This is a genomic window from Aeromonas lacus (assembly GCF_000764665.1).
Classification (GTDB): Bacteria; Pseudomonadota; Gammaproteobacteria; order Enterobacterales; family Aeromonadaceae; genus Aeromonas; species Aeromonas lacus.
The window spans coordinates 55,716-72,429 of record NZ_JRGM01000145.1; the positions used below are offsets into that span (position 1 = coordinate 55,716).

14 protein-coding genes are annotated in these 16,714 nt (G+C 61.0%); 3 read left to right on the plus strand and 11 right to left on the minus strand.

Annotated elements, in window-relative coordinates; translation table 11 throughout:
• Nucleotides 1-14: 14 nt before the first annotated feature.
• The 3 genes from LG31_RS0115030 to LG31_RS0115040 form a co-directional block, all read right to left on the minus strand.
• Nucleotides 15-719 (minus strand): helix-turn-helix transcriptional regulator, encoded by a 705-nt coding sequence (locus LG31_RS0115030; RefSeq protein ID WP_033115259.1) that lies wholly within the window; start codon nucleotides 717-719, stop codon nucleotides 15-17.
• 65 nt (nucleotides 720-784) lie between these two features.
• Nucleotides 785-1,744 (minus strand): helix-turn-helix domain-containing protein, encoded by a 960-nt coding sequence (locus tag LG31_RS0115035; RefSeq protein ID WP_033115260.1) that lies wholly within the window; start codon nucleotides 1,742-1,744, stop codon nucleotides 785-787.
• Between the two features lie 90 nt (nucleotides 1,745-1,834).
• Nucleotides 1,835-2,605, minus strand: coding sequence for an MBL fold metallo-hydrolase (locus tag LG31_RS0115040; RefSeq protein WP_033115261.1), 771 nt, complete (start codon nucleotides 2,603-2,605; stop codon nucleotides 1,835-1,837).
• Nucleotides 2,606-2,885: 280 nt separating this feature from the next.
• On the opposite strand from LG31_RS0115040, the gene LG31_RS0115045 reads away from it, so the two are divergent.
• Together LG31_RS0115045 and LG31_RS0115050 are read left to right on the plus strand one after the other, a co-directional pair.
• Entirely contained in the window at nucleotides 2,886-3,299 is a 414-nt protein-coding gene (locus tag LG31_RS0115045) for an Hsp20 family protein (protein WP_005339298.1), read from the plus strand.
• A 92-nt stretch (nucleotides 3,300-3,391) separates the two neighbouring features.
• Nucleotides 3,392-3,832 carry an Hsp20 family protein gene (locus LG31_RS0115050; protein WP_005339297.1) on the plus strand — a complete coding sequence of 147 codons (441 nt, stop codon included), beginning with the start codon at nucleotides 3,392-3,394 and terminating at the stop codon, nucleotides 3,830-3,832.
• A 72-nt stretch (nucleotides 3,833-3,904) separates the two neighbouring features.
• On the opposite strand, the gene LG31_RS0115055 is transcribed toward LG31_RS0115050, so the two are convergent.
• Together LG31_RS0115055 and LG31_RS0115060 are read right to left on the minus strand one after the other, a co-directional pair.
• The gene (locus tag LG31_RS0115055; protein ID WP_033115262.1) at nucleotides 3,905-5,155 is read right to left on the minus strand and encodes a valine--pyruvate transaminase; all 1,251 of its coding nucleotides are present in this window, start codon (nucleotides 5,153-5,155) and stop codon (nucleotides 3,905-3,907) included.
• Between the two features lie 206 nt (nucleotides 5,156-5,361).
• Entirely contained in the window at nucleotides 5,362-6,144 is a 783-nt protein-coding gene (locus LG31_RS0115060; RefSeq protein WP_033115263.1) for an AraC family transcriptional regulator, read from the minus strand.
• A 92-nt stretch (nucleotides 6,145-6,236) separates the two neighbouring features.
• Here LG31_RS0115060 and LG31_RS0115065 point away from each other — a divergent pair, with 92 nt between their 5' ends.
• On the plus strand, nucleotides 6,237-7,364 hold the full coding sequence (locus tag LG31_RS0115065; protein ID WP_033115264.1) for a multidrug effflux MFS transporter: 1,128 nt from the start codon (nucleotides 6,237-6,239) through the stop codon (nucleotides 7,362-7,364).
• 4 nt (nucleotides 7,365-7,368) lie between these two features.
• Here LG31_RS0115065 and LG31_RS0115070 read toward each other — a convergent pair whose 3' ends face one another.
• From LG31_RS0115070 to gorA, 6 genes are all read right to left on the minus strand, one after another.
• Nucleotides 7,369-8,052: a response regulator gene (locus tag LG31_RS0115070; protein WP_033115265.1), complete on the minus strand. Its 684-nt coding sequence runs from the start codon at nucleotides 8,050-8,052 to the stop codon at nucleotides 7,369-7,371.
• Nucleotides 8,052-10,640, minus strand: coding sequence for a sensor histidine kinase (locus LG31_RS0115075; RefSeq protein ID WP_033115266.1), 2,589 nt, complete (start codon nucleotides 10,638-10,640; stop codon nucleotides 8,052-8,054). Before LG31_RS0115075 ends, LG31_RS0115070 begins: the two co-directional genes overlap by 1 nt.
• 69 nt (nucleotides 10,641-10,709) lie before the next feature.
• Nucleotides 10,710-11,237, minus strand: a complete 528-nt coding sequence (locus LG31_RS0115080) for a potassium-transporting ATPase subunit C (protein ID WP_033115267.1) — start codon at nucleotides 11,235-11,237, stop codon at nucleotides 10,710-10,712.
• 60 nt (nucleotides 11,238-11,297) lie between these two features.
• Nucleotides 11,298-13,355 (minus strand): potassium-transporting ATPase subunit KdpB, encoded by a 2,058-nt coding sequence (gene kdpB / locus LG31_RS0115085; protein WP_033115268.1) that lies wholly within the window; start codon nucleotides 13,353-13,355, stop codon nucleotides 11,298-11,300.
• On the minus strand, nucleotides 13,356-15,032 hold the full coding sequence (kdpA, locus tag LG31_RS0115090; RefSeq protein ID WP_033115269.1) for a potassium-transporting ATPase subunit KdpA: 1,677 nt from the start codon (nucleotides 15,030-15,032) through the stop codon (nucleotides 13,356-13,358).
• 303 nt (nucleotides 15,033-15,335) lie between these two features.
• On the minus strand, nucleotides 15,336-16,685 hold the full coding sequence (gene gorA, locus LG31_RS0115095; RefSeq protein WP_033115270.1) for a glutathione-disulfide reductase: 1,350 nt from the start codon (nucleotides 16,683-16,685) through the stop codon (nucleotides 15,336-15,338).
• Nucleotides 16,686-16,714 lie beyond the last annotated feature (29 nt).

A 16,714-nucleotide genomic window follows, 5' to 3' on the forward strand; every position in this document is an offset into this window, starting at 1 on the left:
GGCGTCACCTGCTGTCAGTTTCTGTCAGCAATGAATTTCGGCTGCGGGATCTGCTGGGTGGCGCGCCACTCCTTCAGCAGGCTCTCTCTGCTTTTGGGATAGCGGCAATCTTCAGGCTGCATCCGGGTGATGCGATCGACCCGAAAGTGGCGAAAGCCCTGACGCAGTTCGCACCAGGCCACCAGTACCCGCACCTGTTCGAAGTAGCCAAGGGCAAAGGGCCAGACGGTGCGCTCAGAGGCCTCATCCTTGAGGTCGCGATAGCCCAAGGTCACCTTGCGTTGCTGGCGGATGGCGCTGCGCAACGGGGCTTCATCATTGAGGCTGTCGCTGCGGGAGGTGCCGATCAGCAGGGCATTGCTCTGGAGCTGCTGGCGATAGTCGGCGGGCAGCACGGCTTCTATCTTGGCCAACGCACTGCTGGCCGATGCACTCAAGGCTCCATCACCGTGGGCAACCACCCAACGCGATCCCAGCACCAGCGCATCCAGCTCCTCTTCACTGAACATCAATGGTGGCAGCATGAAGCCGGGACGCAGCACATAGCCGATACCCGGTTCGCCCTCAATGTGGGCACCTTGTGCCTGCAGGGTGGCAATATCCCGATAGAGGGTGCGCAGGCTGATGCCAAGCTGGCTGGCCAGTTCAGTGCCAGTGATGGCGTAGCGGTGGCCGCGCAGCAGCTGGAGCAGGGCCAGCAGACGTTCGGAACGAGACATGGTATGACTCCTCGGGATCTCTGGTTAGCCTGCCATAGCGGAGTGAGTTGGTACAGCGGGCATCATCAGGAGTTCTGGCCGCGAAAAGATCGTCGCCACTCGCTGGGGGAGATGGCAAAGCGGGCACGGAAGTGATTGCGTAGTGAGGTAGCACTCTTGAAGCCGACCAGCTCGGCAATGCGATCGATGGAATGACCGCTTACCTCCAGTAGCTCCTGACTGCGCCTGAGCCGCTCCGCCAACAGCCATTCACCTACCGAGAGGCCGGTAGCCTGATGAAAGCGGCGGGTAAAGGTGCGTCGGCTCATCAGGGTGTGGGCTGCCAGAGAATCCAGGGTATGGGGTTCATCCAGATGGGCACGCAGGTGATCGAGCAACCGGTTCATCCGGACATCGCGGGTGGAGGCGGGCACCGGCTGCTCGATAAACTGGGCCTGACCCCCTTCCCGGTGAGGCGGGATCACCAGCCGCCGCGCCACCTTGTTGGCGATGGCCGAGCCGTGGTACTGGCGTACCATATAGAGGCAGCAGTCCAGTCCGGCGGCGGTGCCTGCCGAGGTGACCAGCCCCTCGTCATCGACATAGAGGGCGTTGGTATCGAGCCGCACGCAGGGAAAGCGGCGGCAGAAATCCTGTTCGTACTCCCAGTGGGTCGATGCCTTGCGACCATTGAGCAGCCCGGCGTAGGCGAGCACATAGGTGCCGAGACAGAGCCCGACCAGCCGTGCACCTCTGGCTCTGGCGGCAATCAGGGCATCGAGCAGCGCTGCGGGTGGCCGTGCTGCCGGGTCATGCCAGAAGGGGATCACGATGATCTCCGCCTCGGCCAGCACCTCCAGCCCATGGGGGGCCTGAATGGTGAAGCCTTGCGCCGAGTGTGAGTGGCGGTTGCCATCACCGCAGCAGGTCTTGAGCTCGAACAGCGGCTGGCCCGGCAGGATATCGCCGAAGATGAGGCAGGGGACGGCGCAGTGAAAAGGGCTGAAGTGATCGAAGGTCACCACGGCAACGATCGGGGTGGGCATTATGTTGACTCCTCTCTGCGCGCAGGACTCTCATCATAAGCGTTCGGCAGTGAAAGCCGAAGGGCCATGTCTGGCTGGCCATCCTGCGGATCACAGCGATATCGCCTCGCCATCTTCCGGCACCCGCACCCGATCCATCATGCCCCGTTCCGCCAGATATTCGCGCAGCTCCTGGCGTGACAGCACGGCGTGGTTGACCGCTTCCATATGGCTGGCGATCAGCGTGGCTTGCGGTGCCGCTTGATAAACGGCGGCGACATCCTCCTTGCCCATGATGATGGAACCGAGCCCGGGCACCTGTGCATCGCCGCAGTTGAGGATGATGACCTCGGGCTGATGCTGTTGCAGGGCTTGCTCGACCGAGGGATGCCAGATGGTATCACCGGCCAGATAGAGGCACTGCTCATCGGGGTGGGAGAAGACCACGCCACATACTTCTCCCATGCGCTCGCCCAGTACCGCCATCAGCTGGTCGCTGCCGTGCTGGCCACCGGTCTGCTGCAGGAGAATGCCGGCAAACTCGGGCTGGTCGCTCAGCAGGCGCACATCCTCAAATCCACTGGCACGAATGGCATCGGCATCTTTCTGATGTTGTACCAAGAGCGGCAGATGCTTGGGGATTAGTGCTCTGGCGGCGTCATCCCAGTGGTCGGGATGGTCGTGGGTGACGATAACGGCGTCCACATCGACCAGCTCATCGATCGGCTGCGGCAGCTCGACCAGCGGATTGCGCAGCTGGCTGTTGGCGGTGCCCTCAAAGCCGGGGAAGGCCCCCTTGGCCGAGAGCATGGGGTCGATCAGAAAGCGGGTGCCGGCATAGTCGAGCAGCAGGGTGGCGTTGCGAACCTGGGTAATCTTCATGGGATGGCTCCATGTTGGCTGGTGGATATGCAACCAATTATGGGGCGAGGAGCGAGTTGCCATTAGTGGCCCACGGGTCGATTATCATCACTATCGGGCCAACAAATTGATGCGCCAAAGGTCGGCTCGGCCATTTAAAAAATTTGAAAAAATCCCCTTGAAAGGAAAAAGTGAGCCCCTATATAGGTAACAAGGCCGAAACGCTCGACAGAGGTTTCGACCACGCGCCCGTCCATAAGGAGGGCAAACAATCCGTTATCGCTCACAAGAGGGTAATACTATGCGTTCTATCGACTTTTCTCCGCTCTATCGTTCTGCCATCGGTTTCGATCGTCTGGCCAATCTCATCGAATCTGCGGCCAGCAATGGCAATGCCGGTTATCCCCCCTACAACATTGAGCAACTGGGCGACAACGACTACCGCATCAGCATGGCGGTGGCGGGCTTTACCCAGGAAGAGCTGGAGCTGAGCTTCCAGGAAAATCTGCTGACGGTGAAGGGCAACAAGCAGGCCGACACCGGGCGCAACTATCTCTATCAGGGGATCGCCGAACGCGGTTTCGAGCGCCGCTTCCAGCTGGCCGATTATGTGCGGGTGAAAGGGGCCGACCTTAAAAACGGCTTGCTGCACATCGAGCTGGTGCGTGAAGTGCCCGAGGCGATGAAGCCGCGCAAGATTGAGATCAACGGCTGATAGCCTGAATTCACTGAAATTTTAAAATTTCCCGGGTGCCGATGACGGGCCTGTGGAGAGTTGAACCTGTTGCTTATTAGAAGGATAGGATTATGCGTAACCTCGATTTTTCTCATCTCTATTCCAACGCCGTCGGCTTCGAGCGGATGGCCCGTGAGCTGGAAGGTCTGTTCGAGCAGAAGACCGCCGCTTACCCCCCGTACAACATTGAAAAGCGCGATCAGGATGGCTATCGCATCACGGTCGCCGTGGCTGGCTTCGAGCGCGAAGAGCTGGAGCTGGAGACTGAAAACGGCACCCTCAAGGTGAAGGGGCGCAAAGGGGCGGCAGCCGGTGAGCGTCAGTTCCTTCATCAGGGAATTGCCGAGCGTGACTTTGAGCTTGCCTTCAAGCTGAGCCAGCACGTGGAAGTGCAGGGTGCCAAGCTGGAGCATGGTCTGCTGACCATAGATCTGGCCCGTGAGCTGCCGGAGGCGCTGAAGCCCCGCGCCATCCCCATCGGTAAACCCGAGCAGCTGGCGTTGCCCGGCTAAGCAAACCGGATTCCGATAAACAATAAAGGCCTGCATCTGCAGGCCTTTCTGTTTTTGGCTGGCCGGACTGACTTAGCCGGCGTAGAGGGCGTTGATTTCGTCGGCCAGAATGGCGATGCCACGGCGCACCAGCTCCTCGCTCTGGGAGTAGTTGAGGCGGATGCACTCCTGGCTGTGGCGCCACTCGGGGTCATCAATGCCGGGGAAGAAGTAGTGACCCGGCACGATCAGCAGGTTCTTCGCCTTCAGTCGCTCATAGAGCTCCTGACAGTGGATCGGCAAATCTTCAAACCAGAGCCAGAGGAAGAGGGCGCCTTCCGGCTTGTGAATGTGGAAGCGCGGGTCGGGGATCGCTTCGCGCAGCAGCTGCACCGCCAGCTCCGCCTTCTGCTGATAGAAGGGCTTCACCACCTGTTCGCTGAGGGCGATGATATCGCCGCTCTCGATCATCGGGATGGTGATGGCGGGGCCCAGACTTCCCGGTGCCAGATTGATGATGCCGCTCAGGTTGGTGATGGCCTGAATTATTTTCTCGTCGGCGATAACGATGCCGCAGCGGGTGCCCGGCAAGCCCAGCTTGGAGAGGCTCATGCAGAGGATGGTGTTGGCGTTCCAGAATGGCTTGGCTTCGCTGAAGATGATACCCGGGAAGGGCACGCCGTAGGCGTTGTCGATCAGCAGCGGAATCCCCCTGTCGCGGGCGATCTGATCGAGGTGTTCGATCTCTTCGTCGGTCAGCACATTGCCGGTGGGGTTGGTCGGGCGGGAGACGCAGATCACCCCGATATCGTCACCCACCTGCAGGCTCTCGAAATCCACGTGGTATTTGAACTGGCCATCGGGCAGTTTCTCGATGGTGGGCTTGTAGGCCACGAAGTAGTCATCTGCCAGCGCCGAGTCGGCATAGCCGATGTATTCGGGGGCGAGCGGGAACAGCACCTTCTTCTTGCGGCCATCGGCAAATTCACCGGCCAACAGGTTGAAGAGGTAGAAGAAGGCATTCTGGCTGCCGTTGGTCAGGGCGATATTGCGGGCCGAGATATCCCAGCCCAGCTCTTTGCTGAGCAGGGCTGCCAGCGCCTTGGTGAACCTGTCTTTGCCTTGCGGGCCATCGTAGTTGGCCATCGCCTTCACCAGTTCGCCGTTGTCGAGCAGGGTTTTGGCCTCGGCCTGAAAGCGCTCCAGCATGGCGGGGATGGGGGCCGGATTGCCGCCACCCAGCATGATGGCGTCCGGATTGGTCAGCCCCTGATTGAGGTCATCCATGAGTTGGGTAATGCCGGCGTGGCGAGTGAACTTCTCGCCGAACAAGGAAAATTCCATTCAGTGACAGATCCAGATTTGAGTTACGGGGATGTAGCACCATAGCTCAGTTTAAAAGCGGGTGTCGATCAAAAAGATGGGACGTTCCACGTGGAACATGGAGTAAAAATTAAGCGCGGAAGCACAGCGGTTTCGAAAGAAACATTAACCGGACAAGCGCACAGGGGAAATGGATTTATTTGAACCAAATCAGCTGGTTGTAGCAACTATTCAGCTACTCCCTGGTGGGGAGTGATATAGCGCGCAGGAGTCTGCCCGGTGTGTTGCCTGAAGAAGCTGATAAAGGCGCTGTCGCTGGAGAACTCCAGTGCCGAGGATATGCGACTGATGGATTGCCCCTCGGCCAACAGTTCCATCCCCCGTAGCAGTCGCCACTGCTGACGCCACGCCTGATAGCTCATGCCGGTCTCCCGCATAAAGATGCGGCCAATGGTCTTGTCACTAGCACCAATCTGTCCGGCTAACTGATTTAGCCGCTCCGGCAGGGCATCTCCCCGTTTCAACTGTTGTAGCCAGCCGCCCAGTCTGGGATCGGTCGGTAGCGGCAGCTGCCATGACTCCCGCGGCGCCTGCCCCAACTCCTCCATAAACAGTGCCACCGTCCGTTGTTGCTGCTCTTGCGGTTTGTCCCACGGCCAGAGCGCCATCCGTTCGATCAGCTCGTGCAGCAGCGGATTGACCGCCAACACCTCCATCGTGCCGGGCAACTCGGGGTGCGGCTGGAAGTAGAGGGAGCGGTAGGCCACCACACCACGCATCAAGATCCGGTGGGCGGTGCCTGCAGGCAGCCAGGCGGCGCGGGTGGGCGGTAGCAGGCAGACCCGACCTTCCAGCTCCATGGTCATGCAGCCGGATTGGGCGAACAGCAGCTGATGGCGCTGATGCTGATGCAGACCCGAGTCGTGCCAGCCGAGGGCGGAGGCTATGCCGATCACGCTGCCCGTCAGCTGGTCGGGGTCAAAAGGGTGATCGGGAAGAATAAAGGCCATATGTCCGATTTTTGATGTTTATAGTCCTGCTTATTGTAATCAGACAATTGGCATCTCTCTAGAATGGCGACCTCTTGTGAAGGAGGTGTGTCATGAACAACAAGTTGCCACCGCTCTGGCTGGTGGTGGGATTAATGATGTTTCCCCAAATTGTGGAGACCATCTACAGCCCGGTACTGACCCACATCGCCATCCAATTTCGGGTGAGCGAGGGGCAGGCATCCCAGACCCTGTCGGTCTATTTTCTGGCGTTTGCTGTGGGGGTGGTCTGCTGGGGACGGCTCTGCGATCTGATCGGGCGCCGTCCCGCCATGCTGGCCGGGTTGCTCACCTATGGCGTCGGCACCTTGCTGGCACTGCTGTCCAATCAGTTTGAAACCCTGCTGCTGGCCCGGGTCATCTCGGCCTTTGGCGCCGCCGTGGGCTCCGTGGTGACCCAGACCATGCTGCGCGATAGTTATCAGGGCTGCGATCTGGCGCGGGTCTTCTCGGTGATGGGCATTGCGCTCTCACTCAGTCCGGTGCTGGGGCTGCTCAGTGGCGGTCAGCTGGCGAGCGGGTTCGGTTATCTCGGGGTATTCTGCGGTCTGCTGGTGCTTGCGGCTCTCTTGCTGCTGGTTGCCTGCTGGCAACTGCCGGAAACCCGTCCGGCCACCACCCGGCAAGTCGCACTCTGGCCGCTGGCGTGCCGGATGATGAAGGATGGCGGGCTCTGGCGCAGTGCCATGCTGGTCGCCCTGTTCAACACCATGCTGTTTGGCTACTACAGTTTGGCCCCGTTCCTGTTTGCCGAATTGGGATTGAGCACCGGCGAGTTTGGTTACTCGGGGATCTTGCTGGCACTGGCGACCCTGCTTGGCAGCCTGCTTAACAAGCATCTGCTGGGGAGGGGGTGGCTGCCGTCATCTCTGATCAGACTGGCTTGCGTTTTGGCACTGGTTGCCGGGCTGCTGGTCTGGACGACTCAGGCCAGCCTCTGGTTCCTGCTGCCCATGATGGGAATCGTGGTGGCCTTCGGACTGGCGATCCCCAACGTGCTGAGTCAGGCTCTGTTGGCCTATCGCGAGGTGGCAGGCAGTGCTGGCGCCCTGTTCGGGCTTGGCTACTACCTGCTGCTCAGTCTGGGATTGGCGGTGGCGGCCGGATTGCAGGATCTCGGCCTGTTGCTCAGTGGCTGCGGTCTGCTGGCACTGCTTTGCTGCGGGCGTCGTTCCACGTGAAACGTCAGTTACCGATAAAGCGGTAGCCAATACCGGATTCGGTCTCGATAAGCGTCGGTTGCTGGGGGTTATCCCCCAGCTTTTTGCGCAGGCTGGCGATGACGATGCGCAGGTAGTGGGTGTCCTCCTTGTGGCTTGGCCCCCAGATATCGTTGAGCAGTTGGGTTTGCATTACCAGCTTGCCCGGGTGGCACACCAGCGCCTGCAACAGGGCGAACTCCTTGCGGGAGAGGGGGATCTCCTCTTCCTTCATGGTCACCTTGTGGCTGCTGATATCGAGCGTCAGGCCGCATTGGGGGAAGTGGCGCCGCTCGCCGCTGCTGACCCCGGCCCGCTGGCGCAAGAGCACGCGAATGCGGGCCATCATCTCGCCGATGCCGAACGGCTTGCTCATGTAGTCGTTGGCTCCGGCATCCAGCAAGCGCACCTTCTCCTGCTCGGAATCGCGGGCCGACAACACCAGCACCGGATTGGGGTGGTGTTCGCGAATGGCCTGCAATACCTGAATACCATCGCCGTCCGGCAGGCCGAGATCGAGGATCACCAGGTCGGGGTTGAGGTGGCGGTATTGCTCCAGCCCCTCGGTGACGCTGACCGCTTCGCTTACCTGATGCCCTTCGGCAATCAGGCTGATCCGCAGAAAGCGGCGGATCGCCGCTTCATCATCTATGACCAGAATGTGCGCCATCAAACCTCCGGTGAATTGAGAGCGAGCGGCAGGGAGATGCGCATGCAGGTGCCGTTGCCGTTCGGGCCAGAGAATGCCCAAATCTTGCCGCCGTGGGCCTCTATCATAGCGCGGGAAATGGCGAGGCCAAGCCCGGTGCCACGGCTACCGCAATCGCCCACCGGCTGGGTGTAGAAGAGGTTGAAGATCTTCTCCCGATCCGACTCGGCGATACCGACCCCGATATCGATGATGTCGATGATGAGATCGGGTTCGGCCACCATCACCTTGAACTCGATGGGGGTGCCTGCCGGCGAGTAGCGGGAGGCGTTGTCGAGGATGTTGACCAGCACCTGTTCGATCAGGGCGCCATGCACATAGAGCTGGGGCACATGCTGATCGATGTGTACCAGCAGCTTGTGTTGGCGCCAGGAGGAGTCGAGCCGCTTGCGGGCGCTCTCCACCAGATCGGTCAGGTCGACCCAGTCCCGCTTCAACTGGAAGTCGGGGGAGCCGATGCGGGTCATATCCAGCAGGTTCTGCACATAGCTGTGCAGGCGGCGCGCCTCGTCCTGCACCGAGTGGAGCAGTTCGTTGCGATCATCCGGCGGGATCCGGTCACCATATTCCAGCAAAGTGCTGCCGGCGCCCATGATGGTGGCCAGCGGCGTCTTCAAATCGTGGGAGACCGAGGAGAGCAGGGCTGCGCGCATCCGGTCGGTCTCCGCCTGCAGCTGGCTGTCGGCCAGCCGCTCGTTGAGGTCGATCCGCGCCAGTGCGGCGCGAATGTCGGTGAGCAATGCCTGCAGCTGATGCTCGGCAGAGGAGGAGAGCGGATTGGCCAGCGTTATGCCGATCACCAGATCATCGCTGAGGTGGTGATACTGTGCCTCGGCGGCATTGAGGGTCGCGGTGTGGGCTCCGGCACTCTGCTTCTGGGCCAGACACCAGTCGATGGCCGCCTTGTCGGTCTGGCCGGGCCTGTGCTTCTCGTTGCCGAGGCGATCGTGAAAGTCCTTGTCGATGACTACGGTCGGCTGGCCCAGTGCCAGCGAGATCGCTTGGGCCCCTTGTCTCAGTACCTCCTCCGGGCTGTTGGCGGTCGCCAGCCCCTGACTGAGGGAGAGCAGGGCATTGCCCAGCTGCTGGGTCTCGCGCAGGCCGATCAGCTGCTGGCGCTGGCGGGAGGCGAGGCGCCCCGCCGTCATGCCGACGATAAGCAGTACGAACAGGGTGAGCAGGTCGCTGTGGTTGGCGACGCTCAGGGAGAAGTAGGGGGCGGTGAAGAGCAGATTGTGGGCGATAAAGCCCAGCACTGCTGCCAGCGTGGCGGGCACCAGACTGGTGGTAAGGGCAGTCGCCAGCACCCCCAGAACGAAGATGAGCGGCAACGCTGCGGGGGGCAGCCAGTAGGATAGCCCCCATGCAATGGCCGAGGTGATCCCCATGATGGCAACCGCCAGCAGGCTGTGGTGAATATCCTTTGGAGTCGGGGAGCGCATCCCCACTCTGTGTTTCTGCTTCTCGGTATCGACCAGGGTGATCTCCAGCCCCTGTGCCTGCTTGAGCAGGTGCTGTACCAGCGAGCGACGCCACGGCGCCTTGTGGGGTTTGCCGAGCAGCAGCTGGGAGACCTGCTGCTGCTCGGCGGTCTCCAGCAGGGTGTTGGCGACCGCCGGACTGGAGAGGGTCAGCACCTTGGCTCCCAGCTGGGAGGCGAGTGCCAGCGCCTGCTCCACGTCGGCCGAGCTGTGGCCATTGCTGTCCACGTGAACCACCAGCCAGGGCAGCTGACGACGCTGGGCAAAGCGGTGGCCATAGCGCACCAGCGCAGCCCCGTGCTGGTTGCCGAGGCAGACCATCAGCTTGCCCCGCAGCGGCAATGTGGTCTTGCCCGCCGCCTGCCATTGCAGTTGCAGATCGCCCTCCACATGGCTGGCAGCGGTCTGCATCGCCAGCTCCCGCAATGCGGTGAGGTTGTTGAGAGAGAAGAAGGATTGCAGGGCGGCTTTGGCCTGATGGGGGACATAAACCTTCCCCTCGCGCAGGCGGCCGAGCAGCTCCTTGGGGGGGAGGTCGATAAGGATAATGCTGTCTGCATCGAGCAGAACCTGATCGGGCAGGGTCTCTTTGACCCTGACACCGGTCAGCTGCCACACCAGATCGTTGAGGCTCTCAAGATGCTGGACGTTGAGGGTGCTGTAGACGTCGATACCGGCGTTGAGCAGCTCCTCCACATCCTGCCAGCGCTTCTCGTGGCGGCTGCCGGGGGCGTTGCTGTGGGCCAGTTCATCCACCACGGCGATGGCCGGTTTGCGCGCGAGCAGGCCGTCGAGGTCCATTTCCTCCAGCCGCTGCTGACGGTGCATGTGGATCTTGCGCGGCTGGATGGCGAGTTTGTCGAGCAGGGCCAGCGTCTCCTGCCGGCCGTGGGTCTCCACCACGCCGATCAGGATGTCGACCCCCTCCTTGGCTTGTTCCCGTACCGCCTGCAACATGGCGTAGGTCTTGCCCACACCGGGGGCGGCCCCGAGAAAAACCTTCAGCTTGCCCTTGTGCTCCTGTTCCAGACTTGCCAGCAGGGCGTCAGCCCTTACCTCATCACGCATGCTTATCCCTATCGAGCCAACTGCCCGCGTCGAAAATGGAGGTCAACGCCAGATCGGCAAGGAGCGCCCTCAGGCGCCCTTTTGATGATCCAGTTGCAGGTTCAGCTGGAGAATGTTGACCACCTGCGGGCCAAGGATACCAGCTTGTGTGGCCGACTTGACCTGCTCCGTCAGTTGGGCGGGATCCAGTCCACGTTCTCTGGCGACGCGATCCACCTGCGCCAGCACCGCATCGAGTGGCAGATGGGGGTCAAGGCCAGAGGCGGAACGGGTCAGCATGGCGGGAGAGCTGGTTTCAGGCTGTGCCTTGGCGGCCTGTTCGGCGAACTCTGCCCGCAGCGGTGAGCTCATCCCCAGATTGCTGGCACTACCGCCAATGGTGTTGAAATCACTGGCAGAGGGGCGGGGGTGGAAATAGTCAGCTCGCTCGAATTTCTGCCCCAGCAGGGCGCTCCCGATGAGTTGTTGCTTGCTGTCGGTCAGCTGGCTGCCGTTGGCTTGCCAGGGGAAGATCAACTGGGCCAGTCCGGTGACGGCCAGCGGATAGCCCACGCCCAGCAGCAGGGTCAGGGTCAGCAGGGTTCTGATTGCGATCATGATGGATATGCTCCGAATTCGTTGTGGGGATGCGGGCTGACCCGCATCCCGGTTATGCCGTTACACCAGACCCAGGCCGGTGATGACCAGGTCGATCAGCTTGATTCCAATGAAAGGCACCAGCAGGCCGCCGACGCCGTAGATCAGCAGGTTGCGGCGCAGCAGGCTGGCGGCCGACCCCTTCAGGTCGACACCGCGCAGGGCCAGCGGCACCAGCGCTACGATGATCAGGGCGTTGAAGATGATGGCAGACAGGATGGCGCTCTGCGGGCTGCCCAGCTGCATCAGGTTCAGCACACCCAGTTGCGGGTAGGCGGCGATGAACAGGGCCGGTAGGATGGCAAAGTACTTGGCCACGTCGTTGGCGATGGAGAAGGTGGTCAGGGCGCCACGGGTCACCAGCAGCTGTTTGCCGACCAGCACTACGTCCAGCAGCTTGGTGGGGTTGGAGTCGAGATCCACCAGATTGCCCGCCTCCTTGGCGGCCTGGGTACCCTCGTTCATGGCCAGACCCACATCAGCCTGTGCCAGCGCAGGCGCATCGTTGGCACCGTCACCACACATGGCGACCAGACGGCCATCGGCCTGCTCCTGGCGGATATAGGCAAGCTTCTTCTCCGGCGTCGCTTCGGCGATGAAGTCATCCACTCCGGCTTCGGCAGCAATGGCTGCGGCCGTTTTCGGGTTGTCACCGGTGATCATCACGGTACGGATCCCCATATGGCGCAGGATCTGGAAGCGGGCCTTGATGCCGGGCTTGATGATGTCCTTGAGGTAGACCACCCCCAGCAACTGTTCATGGGTACAGACCAGCAGCGGAGTACCACCCTGGCGGGCGATGTTGTCGACTGACTTGAGCACCAGCTCCGGTACCGCTTTGCGATCGAGGGAGAGGTAGTTCAGTACCGCATCGACAGCCCCCTTGCGATATTGGTGACCGTTGCGATCCAGCCCGCTCAGACGGGTTTCGGCGCTGAAGGGGATCACCTTGTCATCATCCAGCTGGCTCGGTTTGGTGTGGCTCTTGCCCGCCAGAGTCAGGATAGATTTACCCTCGGGAGTGTTGTCACCCAGAGAGGCCAGCATGGCCGCTTGTGCCAGCAGGGCAGGGTCAACGCCGGGAGCCGGGATCAGTTCGTCAGCCATCCTGTTGCCGAAGGTGATGGTACCGGTCTTGTCCAGCAGCAGGGTGCGCACGTCACCAGCCGCTTCGACGGCCCGGCCCGATTTGGCGATGACGTTCAGTTTCACCAGTCGATCCATGCCGGCAATGCCGATGGCGGAGAGCAGGCCACCGATGGTGGTCGGGATCAGGGTGATAAAGAGAGCGATCAGGTAGAGGCGCGGTACCTGAGTGCCGTTGTAGTCGAGGAACCAGGGCAGGGTGGCGACCACCAGCAGGAAGATCAGGGTCAGCCCAACCAGCAGGGCATCCAGCGCCATCTCGTTGGGAGTTTTCTGGCGCTTGGCCCCTTCCACCAGTGCAATCATGCGATCCAGTGTGCTTTCGCCCGGATTGTTGCTGACACGCACCCAGATCTCGTCGGAGACGACCGTCGTGTTGCCGGTTACGCCGCTGCGGTCGGTGCCCGACTCGCGAATGACGGGGGCGGATTCGCCGGTGATGGCGGCCTCGTTGACCGAGGCGATACCTGCGATCACCTCGCCGTCGGCCGGGATCATCTCGCCGCTGCGTACCAACACCAGATCACCCTTCATCAGGCTGGTGGCAGGTACCCACTCGCCCTGTCCATCTTTGGCATCGGCCACCCGACGGGCCTTGAGCTGGCTCATGCCTGCCTTGAGGCTGTCGGCCCGCGCTTTGCCACGTCCTTCGGCCAGCGTCTCGGCGAAGTTGGCAAACCAGAGGGTGAGCCAGAGCCAGGCTGTCAGCTGCCAGGCCAGCGAGGGGGCGACGCCGGAGAACGGCTGCCCCAGCAGTGACTCCACAGTCGCCATGACTGCTGCCAGCCAGAGGGTGAACAGAATGGGGCTGCCAAACAGCGCCTTGGGATTGAAGCGGTAGATGGCTTCAACCATGGCCTGCAGGATCTGCGATTGCTGTTTTTTGCCCTTCACCAGCATGGTGTCGGAACTCATTGAAGTGGACTTGCTCATTTAGAAAGCTCCCAGCATCAGATGTTCTGCCACGGGGCCCAGTGCCAGCACCGGCAGGAAGGAGAGGCCGCCAATCAGCAATACGGTGATGATCAGCAGGGTAATGAAGAGCAGGCCGCGGATCGGGAAATCCCCCTCGCTTATCTCCTGGCGCGGAGCGCGGGCGAGCTGGCCGGCAATGGCCATGATGGGGATGATGTAGCCGAAGCGACCGAGCAGCATGGCCAGACCGATGGCAATGCACTGCCAGTTGTCACCGGCAGCAAAGCCGGCGAAAGCGGAGCCGTTGTTGCCGGCAGCCGAGGCGTATGCATAGATGAGCCGTGACAGACCGTGCGGGCCATCGTGACCTATGATCGTGGCCGCATCCGGCATCAGCAGAGTGACACCGCCGATCACCAAAACCCCCACCGGCATCACCAGCATGCTGGCGACGACCCATTTCATCTCGGTGATACCGAGGCGCTTGCCCAGATAGGTCGGGGTACGACCCACCATCAGACCGCACAGGAAGACGGTGAGCAGCACGAACAGCATCATGCCGTAGATGCCGGCCCCTACGCCGCCGAACACTACTTCACCCAGTAGCATGTTGATCATGGCGACCATGCCGGAGAGCGGGGCGAAGCTGTCGTGCATGGCGTTGACCGAGCCGTTGGAGGCGGCGGTAGTCGCCACTTCCCAGATACTGGAGAGCACAGGGCCGAAGCGGCTCTCTTTGCCCTCCCAGTTGCCCGCTTCGCTGGCAAGATGAGTCAGGGCCGGATCCAGTTTCATCTCCTGAGTGATGGAAACGAAGAGTCCCAGTGCCAGCATGATGGTCATGGCAATGACGATAGCGCGGCTGTGGGCCATGTCTTTCACATAGCGACCCAGGGTAAAGACCATGGCGGCGGCCAGGGTCAGCAGGGCGACCATCTCCAGCCAGTTGGAGAGGGCGGTCGGGTTCTCGAACGGGTGGGCGGAGTTGATGCCAAAGAAGCCACCACCGTTGGAGCCGAGCTGCTTGATGGCAATTTGCGAAGCGGCCGGGCCGAGCGGCAGCAGCTGTTCCTGGCCTTCCAGAGTGTGGAACGGCAGATAGGCTGACAGGCTCTGCGGAACCCCTTGCCATACCAGCAGCAGCGCCAGGATCAGCGACATCGGCAGCAGCACGTAGAGGCAGAAACGCACCAGATCCAGCCAGAAGTTGCCAAGGTGGGTTGTCTGCTGGCGGGCGATACCGCGGAACATCGCAACCGCTACGGCAGCACCTGTGGCTGCAGAGACGAAGTTCTGGGTGGTCAGTCCTACCATCTGGCTGAAGTAGGAGAGGCTGGCCTCACCAGAATAGGCTTGCCAGTTGGTGTTGGTCATAAAGCTGACCGCAGTGTTGAAGGCGAGCTGCCAATTCAGGCCCGGCAACTGCTGCGGGTTGAGGGGTAGCAGACCCTGCGCCATCAGGATCAGGAACAGCAGGCCGAAGCCAGCGCCATTGAAGGCCAGCAGGCTGAGGGTATAGGACTTCCAGTCCTGTTCCCGTCCGTCCGTGCCGCAGCAGAACAGGGTGGCACGCTCCACGGGGGCCAGCCAGCGGCACTGGCCTTCAAATACCCGGTAGAGATAATTGCCAAGCAGAGGTGCTGGCAGCAGTACCAGCAGCACAAATGCGACGGGGTAGATCATTTCTTGCCACATAGCGGATTCCTCACTCGTGACTGCGCGTGAGTGCGCGCAGCAGATAGACCATCAAGGCGAGGACCAGCAGCAGATATAGCCAATTCATATCGACTCCATTGGTGTAATTGACGCTTAAATGGTAAGAAGAACCGGCGTAAAGGCGCCATAAAGCCCCATTTGACAGGCGTAAAATCGGCGTAAAGAACGACGCTTTTGCGAGAGTTCTGGTGGCGAGGCGGGATCAAAAAACCCGGCCTGAGCCGGGTTTGAACGCTGGTGGATGAAGATGACCTGATAGTGACAGGCCAGCTTCCAATATGCTTATCGCATTGTTACAAACTCTTCCGCGCTGGTCGGATGAATGGCGACGCAGTTGTCGAAGTCCGCCTTGGTGGCACCCATCTTCATGGCGACGCCAAAGCCTTGCAGGATCTCGTCCATGGCAAAGCCGATGCCATGCAGACCAACCACCTTCTCTTCGGGGCCGACGCAGACCAGTTTCATCCGGGTAGGTTGGCGATGCTGGGTCAGCGCCGAGTACATGGCGGTGAACTGGCTACGGTAGACCTTCACCTGACCCTCACCGTATTCGGCGATGGCTTCCGGCTCGGTCAGGCCAATGGTGCCGATGGGCGGGTGGCTGAAGACCACGGTCGGCACCAGATCGTAGTTGAGGTGCTCGTTCGGCTTGTTGTTGAACAGCCGCTCGGAGAGGCGACGACCCGCTGCGACGGCTACCGGCGTGAGCTGGATGCGACCAGTGTTGTCACCTACTGCATAGATGTTGGCGATGGCAGTATTCTGGAACTTGTCGGTCGGGATGAAGCCCTTCTCGTCCAGCTCGATACCGGTGGAGGCCAGATTCAGGTTGTCGGTAGCCGGTACGCGACCGATGGCCCAGATCAGGCAGTCAACGGTGAGGTGGCGACCATCTTCCAGCTGCAGGGTCAGGCTGTTGTCAGCGTTCTTGAGCACGGCTTTGGGAATGGCGTGGGTGTGCAGCTTGGGCCCTTCCTGCGCCATGATTTCGACCAGTGTCTCGTGGATCATGGGGTCGAAGTTGCGAAGCGGCGCGTGCTTGCGCACCACCAGATGGGTTTCTGAGCCCAGCGCCTGCATCACCCCGGCGATCTCGACGGCGATATAGCCGGCACCCACTACGGCAACCCGTTTGGGCTGGCTTTGCAGGTCAAAGAAACCGTCGGAGTCGATACCCAGCTCGGCACCCGGGATGGCCGGAATTTCCGGACGGCCACCGGTAGCGATCAGGATGTGATCTGCGGTGTATTGCTCGCCATTGACCTCGATCGTGTTGCTATTGACGAAGCGGGCGAATCCCTTGATGACGGTGATCTGGTTCTTGCCCAGCACATTCTGATAGGAGGTGTGGATACGGCCGATGTAGGCCTGGCGGGACTCGACCAGCTTGGCCCAGTCGAAGTGGTTGAGAGTGGTGTCGAAGCCGTAATCGGCGCCATATTTCAGAGCATCGGCAATCTGGCCGGCATACCACATGGCTTTCTTCGGGACGCAGCCTACGTTGACGCAGGTTCCACCCAACTCTTTAGCTTCAATCAGGGCAACTTTCTTACCGTACATGGCAGCCCGGTTGGCAGAGGCGATACCGCCGCTGCCGCCGCCGATGGCGATATAGTCAAAATGCTGTGCCATTGCGAGGTTCTCCGCTCATTAAGAATGCA

Bases quoted from the DNA above. Each gene is read 5' to 3' on its own strand.
- LG31_RS0115070 (WP_033115265.1), bottom strand. From the start codon at position 8,052: ATGGCGCACATTCTGGTCATAGATGATGAAGCGGCGATCCGCCGCTTT.
- gorA (WP_033115270.1), bottom strand. From the start codon at position 16,685: ATGGCACAGCATTTTGACTATATCGCCATCGGCGGCGGCAGCGGCGGT.
- LG31_RS0115055 (WP_033115262.1), bottom strand. From the start codon at position 5,155: ATGGAATTTTCCTTGTTCGGCGAGAAGTTCACTCGCCACGCCGGCATT.
- LG31_RS0115030 (WP_033115259.1), bottom strand. From the start codon at position 719: ATGTCTCGTTCCGAACGTCTGCTGGCCCTGCTCCAGCTGCTGCGCGGC.
- kdpA (WP_033115269.1), bottom strand. From the start codon at position 15,032: ATGTGGCAAGAAATGATCTACCCCGTCGCATTTGTGCTGCTGGTACTG.
- LG31_RS0115045 (WP_005339298.1), top strand. From the start codon at position 2,886: ATGCGTTCTATCGACTTTTCTCCGCTCTATCGTTCTGCCATCGGTTTC.
- LG31_RS0115050 (WP_005339297.1), top strand. From the start codon at position 3,392: ATGCGTAACCTCGATTTTTCTCATCTCTATTCCAACGCCGTCGGCTTC.
- LG31_RS0115080 (WP_033115267.1), bottom strand. From the start codon at position 11,237: ATGATCGCAATCAGAACCCTGCTGACCCTGACCCTGCTGCTGGGCGTG.
- LG31_RS0115060 (WP_033115263.1), bottom strand. From the start codon at position 6,144: ATGGCCTTTATTCTTCCCGATCACCCTTTTGACCCCGACCAGCTGACG.
- kdpB (WP_033115268.1), bottom strand. From the start codon at position 13,355: ATGAGCAAGTCCACTTCAATGAGTTCCGACACCATGCTGGTGAAGGGC.
- LG31_RS0115035 (WP_033115260.1), bottom strand. From the start codon at position 1,744: ATGCCCACCCCGATCGTTGCCGTGGTGACCTTCGATCACTTCAGCCCT.
- LG31_RS0115065 (WP_033115264.1), top strand. From the start codon at position 6,237: ATGAACAACAAGTTGCCACCGCTCTGGCTGGTGGTGGGATTAATGATG.
- LG31_RS0115075 (WP_033115266.1), bottom strand. From the start codon at position 10,640: ATGCGTGATGAGGTAAGGGCTGACGCCCTGCTGGCAAGTCTGGAACAG.
- LG31_RS0115040 (WP_033115261.1), bottom strand. From the start codon at position 2,605: ATGAAGATTACCCAGGTTCGCAACGCCACCCTGCTGCTCGACTATGCC.